8 protein-coding genes and 2 pseudogenes are annotated in these 10,108 nt (G+C 68.2%); 7 read left to right on the top strand and 3 right to left on the bottom strand.

What is annotated here, in order from left to right:
* Positions 1 to 286 precede the first annotated feature (286 nt).
* A complete protein-coding gene (locus ACFQ36_RS17270; protein WP_377015834.1) occupies positions 287 to 511 on the bottom strand; it encodes a glutaredoxin domain-containing protein in 225 nt (74 codons plus the stop codon).
* A gap of 142 nt (positions 512 to 653) precedes the next feature.
* Between ACFQ36_RS17270 and ACFQ36_RS17265 the strand changes: the two genes are divergently transcribed.
* Positions 654 to 1,409 carry an SOS response-associated peptidase gene (locus ACFQ36_RS17265; RefSeq protein ID WP_377015831.1) on the top strand — a complete coding sequence of 252 codons (756 nt, stop codon included), beginning with the start codon at positions 654 to 656 and terminating at the stop codon, positions 1,407 to 1,409.
* A 13-nt stretch (positions 1,410 to 1,422) separates the two neighbouring features.
* Here the strand turns inward: ACFQ36_RS17265 and ACFQ36_RS17260 are convergent, their stop codons facing one another.
* Complete coding sequence (locus ACFQ36_RS17260; RefSeq protein ID WP_377015827.1) at positions 1,423 to 1,866, bottom strand: VOC family protein; 444 nt, start codon at positions 1,864 to 1,866, stop codon at positions 1,423 to 1,425.
* Positions 1,867 to 2,097: 231 nt separating this feature from the next.
* Here ACFQ36_RS17260 and ACFQ36_RS17255 point away from each other — a divergent pair, with 231 nt between their 5' ends.
* Together ACFQ36_RS17255 and ACFQ36_RS17250 are read left to right on the top strand one after the other, a co-directional pair.
* Entirely contained in the window at positions 2,098 to 2,412 is a 315-nt protein-coding gene (locus ACFQ36_RS17255) for a DUF6504 family protein (RefSeq protein ID WP_377015824.1), read from the top strand.
* A gap of 15 nt (positions 2,413 to 2,427) precedes the next feature.
* On the top strand, positions 2,428 to 6,036 hold the full coding sequence (locus ACFQ36_RS17250; RefSeq protein ID WP_377015821.1) for a DNA polymerase III subunit alpha: 3,609 nt from the start codon (positions 2,428 to 2,430) through the stop codon (positions 6,034 to 6,036).
* Positions 6,037 to 6,078: 42 nt separating this feature from the next.
* Here the strand turns inward: ACFQ36_RS17250 and ACFQ36_RS17245 are convergent.
* Positions 6,079 to 6,252: pseudogene (locus ACFQ36_RS17245) on the bottom strand (carboxymuconolactone decarboxylase family protein); the annotation flags it as partial.
* Positions 6,253 to 6,483: 231 nt separating this feature from the next.
* On the opposite strand from ACFQ36_RS17245, the gene thrS reads away from it, so the two are divergent.
* The 4 genes and pseudogenes from thrS to ACFQ36_RS17225 form a co-directional block, all read left to right on the top strand.
* Positions 6,484 to 8,553, top strand: coding sequence for a threonine--tRNA ligase (gene thrS, locus ACFQ36_RS17240; protein ID WP_377015818.1), 2,070 nt, complete (start codon positions 6,484 to 6,486; stop codon positions 8,551 to 8,553).
* Positions 8,550 to 9,131: an HIT family protein gene (locus tag ACFQ36_RS17235; RefSeq protein WP_377015815.1), complete on the top strand. Its 582-nt coding sequence runs from the start codon at positions 8,550 to 8,552 to the stop codon at positions 9,129 to 9,131. The genes thrS and ACFQ36_RS17235 overlap by 4 nt, the downstream gene beginning before the upstream one ends.
* A gap of 4 nt (positions 9,132 to 9,135) precedes the next feature.
* Positions 9,136 to 9,747: a phosphatidylinositol phosphate synthase gene (pgsA, locus tag ACFQ36_RS17230; protein ID WP_377015812.1), complete on the top strand. Its 612-nt coding sequence runs from the start codon at positions 9,136 to 9,138 to the stop codon at positions 9,745 to 9,747.
* A 245-nt stretch (positions 9,748 to 9,992) separates the two neighbouring features.
* Positions 9,993 to 10,108 (top strand): annotated as a pseudogene (locus tag ACFQ36_RS17225) (pyridoxal 5'-phosphate synthase lyase subunit PdxS); the annotation flags it as partial.

The raw sequence follows: 10,108 nt of genomic DNA, 5'->3' as shown, positions 1-10,108 counted from the left end.
CCGGGACCAGGATGGTCTCGATGGAAACCGGCGCGTTCTTTTCCTTGGCAACAACTGCCCGAACTTTGTGAACCATGCTGTGGCGCGTCCCTTTCTGGGAATGGAGGTACTCAACGGGCCGGTGGGCCCTAGACGCCATCCTAGGAAAAGAAAAACCGGGTGTCACAATTTCCATAACACTTGTTATGGAAATTACGGCACCCGGCTCCGTTTCCGCACCGGGTGGCGCAGGGCACAATCGCCGGGTGCACCCGCGCCGTCGTAATACATCGTCACATGGGGGGCTTCAGACGCCCAGGCGCTCGCGGACCTCGGAGAGCGAGGGATTGGTGGCGCTGCTGCCGTCCGGGAAGAGCAGGGTGGGCACCGTCTGGTTGCCGCCGTTGATCTGCTCGACCAGTTCCGCCGTGCCGGGCACGTCTTCGATGTTGATCTCCTGGTAGCCGATGCCCTGGCTGTCCAGCTGGGACTTCAGCCGGCGGCAGTAACCGCACCAGGAGGTGGAGAACATGGTGATGGTGCCGGCTTCGGGGATGTACTGCAAGGGACGCTCCTTTGTTGATGACGTGTCGCCATCTGTAGAACACCTGCGGCGGCCAATCAATTCCGCGGCCGGGTTCCGGGCGCCTGCGGGCCGATGGCAGACTGGTCCCATGTGCGGACGATACGTAATGGCCCGGGCGGTGGGGGACCTGGTGGCTGCCACCGGGGCCGAGTACCCGGAGGACTTCGCGCTGCGGGAATCCTACAATGTGGCGCCCACCACCGATGTGCCGATCCTGCTGGAGCGGGTCGTCGAAGGGGAAATCCGCCGCCAGCTGCACATCGCCCGGTGGGGGCTGGTCCCGGGCTGGGCCAAGGATCCCTCGGTGGGGGCGCGCGCCTTTAACGCCCGGATCGAAACGGTTGCCGAGAAGCCCACCTTCCGCGCCGCACTGGGGGCCAGGCGGTGCGCGGTGCCGGTGGACGGCTACTACGAATGGAAGAAGCTGGGCCCGAGGTCCAAGCGCCCGTATTTCGTCCATCCCGCGGACGGTTCCCCGATCCTCTTCGCCGGGCTCTACGAGTGGTGGCAGGACCCGTCCAGGGCGGAGGGCGATCCGGAGCGGTGGCTGCTGACCACCACCGTGATCACCACCGCCGCCCCGCCGGCGGACAGCACCTCCCCGGTGCTGCGGGAACTGGCCTCGCTGCATGACCGGATGCCGGCGCCGATGGACCGGGACACGCTGGATGCCTGGCTGGACCCGACGGTAAAGGACGGCGCGGCGCTGGCCGAACTGGTCCGGGACCGTGCGTACGACGCCGCCTCCGGATGGATGCTGGACCCGGTCGGGGCCGCGGTGGGCAACGTACGCAACAATTCCCCGGAGCTGATCGTACCGCAGCCGGATCTGCTGGAGAGCTGAAGCTGCCGGCCGCTCAGCCGCCCGGGCCCAGCTGCACCGTGCCGTCTTCGGCGATAACCAGCCCCGGGTTGAAGACGATGTCCCAGCGGTAGCCGTCCGGGTCCGCGAAGCAGCCGCTGTAGCCACCCCAGGACTGGTACCTGCCGGCCGAGACGAGCCGGGCCCCGGCGTCGACCGCCTGCGCGATGGCCGCGTCCACCTCCATAGGGCTGTCCACGTTCTGGCCCAGGGATATCGGAATGCCGGGGCCGGCGTCCGGATGTCCCACGTCTCCGTACTCGCCGCGCATGCTCTCAACATTCCACAGCGCCAGGATCTGGCCGTGGGCGATCTGCAGGAAGAAGATCTCCCCGTCCTGTTCGAACAAAGGCTGCCAGCCCAGGCCGTCCACATAGAACCGGCGTGCGACGCGTACATCGCGCACGCCCAGGGTGATGGCGGTGACAAGAGGCTTCATGGCCCCGATCCTGCCACTGCCGCCGCCTCCCGGCTACCCCGATGGCCTGCCTGCCGGGCCGTTTTGGCCCCGGCGGGATTTATTGTCAGCGGCAGCCTTTAGGCTCCACACTGGATTCGAACATATATTCGAATAAGGTGAAAGGGTCACAGGCTCCGGCCGTGCGCCTGCAGCAGCTGCAGGACTGCGGGGAATCTGGCCCGCATTTTCCAAGGAAAGGCGGCTGGAACGTTGGGTGTTTTCAGTGAAGCGGTGGAGGTGGCCTGTTCCCCGGCGGGGCAGCCGGTCAGGCTGGTCTGGGGCGGCCGGACCTGGCGGATTGTGGCCGAGCCGGTGCGCTGGTACCAGCGCCGCAGCTGGTGGGCCGAGGAGGAGCGGGCCGAACCGGGCCGGGGAGCGGGGCTGGTGGACCACGAAATCTGGCGGGTCCAGGTGCGCCTCAGCGAGCGCTCGCAGATCAGGACCCTGGACCTTTCCCGGCAGGGCAACCCCGGACGCTGGCGCCTGATCAAGATTCATGACGCCGTCCAAAGCATGGGCGCCTGAGCAGGACAACAGCCGATGAGCTTCACGCACCTGCATGTTTCCTCCGCCTTCAGCGCCCACTACGGGGTTTCCTGGCCGGACGAGCTGGCGGAGGCGGCGGCCGCCTACGGGGCGGACGCCCTGGCCTGCACGGACCGGGACGGGCTGTACGGCACGGTCAAGCACATCCAGGCCTGTCTGGCGGCCGGGCTGGACCCGATCGTGGGCGTGGACCTTGCGGTGCGGGACGGGCAGGGACACGACGCCGGGCGGGTGGTGGTGCTGGCCCACGGGGGAAACAAGGGGCAGGGCTACCGCGCCCTGTGCCGGATGGTCTCGGACGCCCATGAAGGCACCGGACCGGAAAATCCCGGAGCCGCCCGGGGAAGCGGACGGAGCCGGCCCAAAGGAGCCCGCGGCCCCGGCATAACCCTGGACCGGCTGGCGGCGCGGGCCGCGGGAACGGGGGATGCGGCAGGCGAAGAAGGCGCCGCGGTGCTCACGGTGCTGCTCGGACCCTATTCGGATGTGGGGAAGGCGGGACGCGGCAGCCGCTACGCCGAGGCGCGCCGGCTGGCGGCACAGTGGAGTGCCGCGCTGCCGCCCGGGGCGCTGGTGGTGGAAGCCGTCAGCCACCTCAGCCCGCCCGGGGAGAACCTCAGCACCGCCCATGCCGTGCGGATGCTCAAGCTGTCCCGGGACCTGCACCTGCCCGCCGTCCTGACCAACGCGGTGCGTTACTGCCAGGAAGACGGTGCCGCCACCGCCGACGTGCTGGATTCCGCCCGCGCCCTGACCTCGCTGGCCCGGCTGCCGGACCTGCAGCCCAACGGCCAGGGCTGGCTGAAAGACGCGGACCGGATGCGTGCCCTGGCCCGGGAAATCTCCCGGACCGCGGGATGGGGCAACCGTGAAGCCGCGGCACTGCTGGCCGCCACCGAGACGGTGGCCGACCGCTGCCGGATGGATCCGCGCCGCGACATGGGATACCGCCGGCCGGTGGTGCCGGAAGCCGCGGTCATCGGCATCGGCCAGGAACCCGCCGTCGAACTGGCCCGCCGCTCCGAGGCCGGGATCGGCACCCGGTTCCCCGCCACCGGCGGGCGGGCCGGACGCCGGCTGCGGGACCGGCTGGACCACGAGCTGGCCATCATCACCCGGCTGGGCTTCGCCTCCTACTTCCTCACCGTGGCCGAGGTCGCCCGGATAATCACCGGAATGGGCGTACGGGCCGCGGCCCGGGGCTCCGGAGCCTCCAGCCTGGTGAACTACCTGCTCTACATCAGCCACGTGAACCCGCTGGACCACGGCCTGATCTTCGAACGCTTCCTCTCCCGGGACCGCTCCACCCTGCCGGATATCGACATCGACGTCGAAAGCGCCCGGCGCCACCACGTCTACCACCGGATCTTCGAACGCTTCGGGGCACAGCGGGTCACCCTGATGAGCATGCAGAACGGCTACCGGGCCCGCGGGGCCGTCCGCGACGCCGGACTGGCCTTAGGGCTGGAAGGCGGGGACGTTTCCGCCATCGCCAAGCAGCTCTGGCGGTTCTCCGCCCGCAACTTCCGGAAGGCGCTGGCGGAGAAACCGGAACTGCGGGAAGTCTCCGGGCAGGTGGAACAGAACCGCCAACTGGACCTGCTGGTGGACCTGACCGAACGGCTGGACCGGCTGCCCCGCCATATCTCCATGCACCCGTGCGGAGTCATCCTGGGGGACAGGACCCTGCTGGACCGCACCCCCGTCCAGCCCAGCGGGCTCGGGCTGCCGATGAGCCAGTTCGACAAACACGACATGGACCCGATGGGCATGCTCAAGCTCGACGTGCTCGGGGTGCGGATGCAAAGCTCCATGGCCTATGCCCTGGATGAGGTCGTCAGGATCCACCGGGACAAGGCAGCGGTCACCGCCGCCGGGAACCACCCCGCGGATCGGACAGGCGGCGGCCCGGCCTACATCGCCGCGGACGGCCGGATCGACCTGGACGCGGTTCCGCTCGATGACGAGGCCACCTTCGAACTGATCCGCAGCACCCACACCCTGGGCTGTTTCCAGATCGAATCCCCGGGCCAGCGCGAACTGGTCGGCAAGATGGCCCCGCGCAACTTCAACGACCTGATCATCGACATCTCCCTCTTCCGGCCCGGCCCGATGAAATCCGACATGGTCCGGCCCTTCCTGGAACACCGGCACGGCTGGGCACCGGAGCACTACCCCCACCCGGACCTCAAGCCAGTGCTGCAGGAGACCCACGGAGTCACCGTCTTCCACGAGCAGGTGCTGCGCACCTTTGATGTCTTCACCGGCTGCGGGCTGGCCAAGGCGGACGAACTGCGGCGCCGGCTGGGCAGCGGGGAGGCCGAAGCGGGGGTGGAGGAATACTTCCGCACCCGCTCGGCCGAACGCGGCTACCCGGCCGGCACCATCGACAAGGTCTGGGCCACCCTGAAGGCTTTCGGCAGCTTCGGCTTCTGCAAGGCCCACGGCGCCGCCTTCGCGGTCCCCACCTACCAGTCCGCCTGGCTGAAGACCCATCATCCCGAAGCCTTCCTGGCCGGCCTGTGGGAACACGATCCGGGCATGTACCCACGCCGGCTGCTGGTGGCCGAGGCCCGCCGGATGGGCATCCCAATCCTGCCCCTGGACATCAACCACAGCAAAGGCACCTACCGGGTCGAACGTGTCCCGGCCACGGACACCGAACCGGAAAAACTGGGCATCCGGCTCAGCCTGGCCGGCATCTACGGACTCTCCGCCGCCGAACTCCGCCGCATCGTCACCGGGCAGCCCTATGACTCGCTGGCGGACCTGCGCGCTCGCGCCAAGGTCAGCCGGCCCGCCCTGAAGCGGCTGGCCCAGCTGGGCGCCTTCGACGAACTGGCCCGGACCGCCGGATCCGCCGCGCTCGCAGGCCGGACGGACCTGGTGCACCATCTGGACCTCCTGGACGGAGCCGGGCATGCAGTGCCGGCGCGGTACCGGCCCATCGAGGGCCAGCTCGCCCTGCCGCTGGGGGACCTGGAACTGCGCAACCTCACCCCGGTCTTCCCGGAACCGAGCCTGGCCGAGAAAGTCCGCACCGAGTTGGATCTGCTGGCGGTGGATGTCAGCGCCCACCTAATGGACAGCTACGCGCCGCTGCTGCGGGAACTGGGAACCACTCCCGCCCGGGAGCTGCTCGGGCTGCGCAGCGGCACCGAGGTCCTGGTGGCGGGGATCCGGGTGGCCACCCAGATGCCGCCGATGCGCGGGGGCCGGCGGGTGGTGTTCATCAGCATCGACGACGGCTCCGGCTGCGTGGACTGCACCTTTTTCCACGAGGCGCAGGAACAGGCCGGCCCGCTGCTGTTCGGCACCCGGCTGCTGCTGATCCGGGGAACCACCCGGCGGACCGGGCCGCGCGGGATCAGCCTGCAGGCCCTCGAGGCCTGGGACCTGGCCCGGGTCGCCGCGGCCTCAGGCTCAGGGCTCCACCGGGTACCGGCTGGCGATGGCCACCCGGTTGAACACCCCGATCGCGTTGGCCACCCAGGCCACCGCAGAGATTTGTTCCGGGGTGAGGAATTCGGCCACCCGGCCGTAGAGCCCGTCGTCGAGGCCGCCGCCGTCGATCCTCACCACTGCCTCGGCCAGGGCCAGTGAGGCGCGTTCGACGGCGGTGAAGTACCCGCTGCTTTCCCGCCAGGCCGGCAGCACGGCCAGCCGGTCCGGGTGCTCGCCCACCTTCAGTGCGTCCCGGGTGTGCATGCGCAGGCAGTAGGCGCAGTTGTTGATCTGGGAGGCGCGGATCTTGACCAGTTCGACCAGCTGCTGGTCCAGGCCGGCGGCCGCAGCCGCGGCGGAGGCCGCCTTGTTCATCTCCAGCAGCGCCTGGTAGGCCTGTGGGTGCTGTTTGCTCAGGTTGGCGCGAGTGCTCATGGCCACCAGCGTAGTGCCCGAAGACCCGGGCAGTTCTCTTCCCGAAGGCCCCGCCACGCGCCCCGGGCGTGTTGGTCGCCCCCAAGCCCAGCGGATAACATCATAGAGGCTTGCGGTGCCCCCGGTACGGCACAGCAGTAACGGCCTACCCCGATCCATAAGGAGACCTCCGTGTCAGCGCCCCAGAACATCACCCTCATCGTGGACGGCGAAGAGAACCAGGTGGCTGCGGGCACTATCGGAACGGAGCTTTTCGCCGAACGCCGCGACGTCGTCGTCGTCCGGGTCGACGGCGAACTGCGGGACCTGGACCGGCCGCTGCCCGACGGCGCCAAGATCGAGTCCGTCACCATCGACTCTCCGGACGGCCTCAACGTGCTGCGCCACTCGACCGCCCACGTCATGGCCCAGGCGGTGCAGCAGTTGCGCCCGGACGCCAAGCTGGGCATCGGCCCATACATCACCGACGGCTTCTACTTCGACTTCGACGTCGAGGAGCCCTTCACTCCCGAAGACCTGAAGACGCTTGAGAAGATGATGCTCAAGATCGTCAACCAGAACCAGAAGTTCGTCCGCCGCGTGGTCACGGAAGAGCAGGCGCGCGAGGCGATGGCCGACGAGCCGTACAAGCTGATCCTGCTGGACAAGTCCGGCGAGGCCGAGGAAGCCGGCGAGGGCGTGAACGTCGAGGTCGGCGCCGGGGAGATCACCATCTACGACAACGTCGACCGCAAGAGCGGGGAGACCATCTGGTGCGACCTGTGCCGCGGCCCGCACCTGCCCAACACCAAGCTGATCTCCAACGCCTTCGCCCTGACCCGCACCGCTGCCGCCTACTGGCTCGGCAGCGAAAAGAACAAGCAGCTGCAGCGCATCTACGGCACCGCCTGGCCCACCAAGGAGGACCTGAAGGCCTACCAGGACCGCCTGGCCGAAGCCGAGCGCCGCGACCACCGCAAGCTCGGCGCCGAACTGGACCTGTTCTCCTTCCCGGACGAGCTCGGCTCCGGCCTGCCGGTGTTCCACCCCAAGGGCGGGATCATCCGCCGGACCATGGAGGACTACTCGCGCGCCCGCCACGAGGCCGCCGGATACGAGTTCGTCTACACCCCGCATATCACCAAGGGCCATCTGTATGAGGTCTCCGGGCACCTGGACTGGTACCGCGAGGGTATGTTTCCGGCCATGCACATCGACGAGACCCGCGATCCGGAAACCGGCGAGGTGCTTAAGCCCGGCCAGGACTACTACCTAAAGCCGATGAACTGCCCGATGCACAACCTGATCTTCCGCTCCCGGGGGCGGTCCTACCGCGAGCTGCCGCTGCGTTTGTTTGAGTTCGGTGCGGTCTACCGCTACGAGAAGTCCGGCGTGGTGCACGGGCTGACCCGTGTGCGTGGCATGACCCAGGACGACGCGCACATCTACTGCACCCGCGAGCAGATGAAGGACGAACTGACCACCACGCTGAACTTCGTCCTGGACCTGCTCAAGGACTACGGGCTGGAGGACTTCTACCTGGAACTGTCCACCAGGGACCCGGAGAAGTTTGTCGGTTCCGACGAGGTTTGGGAGGAAGCCACCCGCACCCTGGCCGAGGTGGCCGAGGCCTCCGGCCTGGAACTGGTCCCGGATCCGGGCGGAGCCGCGTTCTACGGGCCCAAGATCTCCGTGCAGGCCCGCGACGCCATCGGCCGTACCTGGCAGATGTCCACCATCCAGCTGGACTTCAACCTGCCCGAGCGTTTCGAGCTTGAATACCAGGCCGCCGACGGCACCCGCCAGCGCCCGGTGATGATCCACCGCGCGCTCTTCGGCTCGGTAGAGCGGTTCATGGGCGTGCTGATCGAGCACTACGCCGGCGCGTTCCCAGCCTGGCTGGCGCCGGTACAGGTGGTCGGCATCCCGGTGGCCGAAGCGTTCAACGACTACATGTCCGACGTCGTGGCCAAGCTGCGCGCCCAGGGCATCCGGGCCGAGGCGGACCTGGGCACGGACCGCTTCCCGAAGAAGATCCGCACCGCGAGCAAGGAGAAGATCCCCTTCGTCCTGATTGCCGGCGGCGAGGATGCCGAGGCCGGGGCGGTGTCCTTCCGTTTCCGCGACGGCAGCCAGGACAACGGCATCCCGGTGGACGAGGCAGTGGCCCGGATCGTCGACACCGTGCGCAACCGCCGAACTGAGCTTGCGGGGGTCCCTGCGCGCGAAACGCATGGGGCAGAAAGCGAACGCCAGGCATGACCGAGGAAGCGGGTACCACCGTGCAGGAACAGCCTGATGAGAAGGTCACCGACGGCTTCGAGCTGCCCGGAGTCCCGGACGCTTTCCAGCGCCTGTGGACCCCGCACCGCATGGCCTACGTCAAGGGCGGGCAGCACCAGTTCGAGGACAGGGACGCCTGCCCCTTCTGCGCGGCGCCGGGACGTCCGGACGAGGACTCGCTGATCGTGCACCGCGGCGTGCACAACTACGTGGTGCTCAACCTCTATCCGTACAACCCCGGCCACCTGCTGGTTTGCCCCTACCGGCATGTGCCGGACTACACGGACATCAACCCCGAGGAGACGCTCGAGTTCGGCGAGCTGACGCAGACGGCCATGCGGGTGCTGCGCAAGGTGGCCAATCCCGCCGGTTTCAACCTGGGCATGAACCAGGGAACGGCCGGCGGCGCGGGCGTCGCTGCCCATCTGCACCAGCACGTGGTTCCGCGCTGGGGAGGGGACGGGAACTTCTTCCCGATCATCGCCCACACCAAGGCGATTACGCAGACACTGGCGGAAGTCCGGGAGCAGGTCGCCGAAGCCTGGCCGGCCGGCTGAGGCGATGCTGAACAAATACGCGCGCGCATTCTTCAGCAGGCTGTTTTCCCCTCCGGCCAGGCTGCTGATCCGCCTGGGTGTCTCTCCGGATGCCGTGACGATCATCGGTACCCTCGGTGTCTGCGTGGGTGCCTTGGTCTTCTATCCGCTGGGACAGCTGTTCTGGGGCACGGTGTTCATCACCGTCTTCGTCTTCTCGGACATGCTGGACGGCATCATGGCCAGGATGCTGGAGCGGCGCAGCCACTGGGGCAGTTTCCTGGATTCGACCCTGGACCGGTTGGCCGATGCCGCGGTGTTCGCAGGCGTGGCCGTCTGGTTCTTCACCGGCGGAGCGAACGTGCCCGTCGCCGTGGCCGCCCTGCTCTGCCTGGTCCTGGGCAGCCTGGTCTCCTATGCCCGGGCGAAGGCCGAGTCCCTGGGCTGCACTGCCGACGTCGGGATTGCCGAGCGCTCGGAGCGGCTGGTCGCGGTCCTGGTCTTCACCGGCTTTACCGGACTGGGCCTGCCCGAGGCAGTGCTGCTGACCGTTCTGGTGCTGCTGGCAGCAGCCAGCGTGGTTACGGTCATCCAACGGGTGGCAGCGGTCTACCGCCAGACCCGCAGCACCGTCTGAGCGTTCAGCGGCTACCTCCATCCTTCGCTCAGGACGGGGACCCCTGCCGCTTCTCTTGGGGCGCTCCCATCATGTCGACTTCGTCGCCACGATGGGGCCCGCGCCCCCGCTCTGGCGGCTGCCTCGCCCTTCGCCCGCTCAGGACGGGGACCCGGGCTGTTGCTCGAGGTAACTGTAGGGCCGGGCAGCCGGGCATCAGGCGTATCATTAGCTGTACCGTTTTCAACTACTCCTAGGGGCTTTTTGTGTCCAGCAGTGAAGAGACTTCAACGACCGCGCCGGTGACCGGCAGCAGCCGGGTCAAGCGCGGCATGGCCGAGATGCTGAAGGGCGGCGTCATCATGGACGTGGTCACGCCCGA

This window comes from Arthrobacter sp. GCM10027362 (assembly GCF_042679445.1).
Classification (GTDB): Bacteria; Actinomycetota; Actinomycetes; order Actinomycetales; family Micrococcaceae; genus Crystallibacter.
Note: the sequence above shows the minus strand (reverse complement) of the source record. Positions and strands in the feature narration are given on the sequence as shown.

What these genes read in the sequence shown, in the direction of transcription:
- ACFQ36_RS17270 (WP_377015834.1), bottom strand. Translation starts at nt 511, where the DNA reads ATGTTCTCCACCTCCTGGTGCGGTTACTGCCGCCGGCTGAAGTCCCAG.
- ACFQ36_RS17265 (WP_377015831.1), top strand. Translation starts at nt 654, where the DNA reads ATGTGCGGACGATACGTAATGGCCCGGGCGGTGGGGGACCTGGTGGCT.
- ACFQ36_RS17260 (WP_377015827.1), bottom strand. Translation starts at nt 1,866, where the DNA reads ATGAAGCCTCTTGTCACCGCCATCACCCTGGGCGTGCGCGATGTACGC.
- ACFQ36_RS17250 (WP_377015821.1), top strand. Translation starts at nt 2,428, where the DNA reads ATGAGCTTCACGCACCTGCATGTTTCCTCCGCCTTCAGCGCCCACTAC.
- ACFQ36_RS17235 (WP_377015815.1), top strand. Translation starts at nt 8,550, where the DNA reads ATGACCGAGGAAGCGGGTACCACCGTGCAGGAACAGCCTGATGAGAAG.
- pgsA (WP_377015812.1), top strand. Translation starts at nt 9,136, where the DNA reads ATGCTGAACAAATACGCGCGCGCATTCTTCAGCAGGCTGTTTTCCCCT.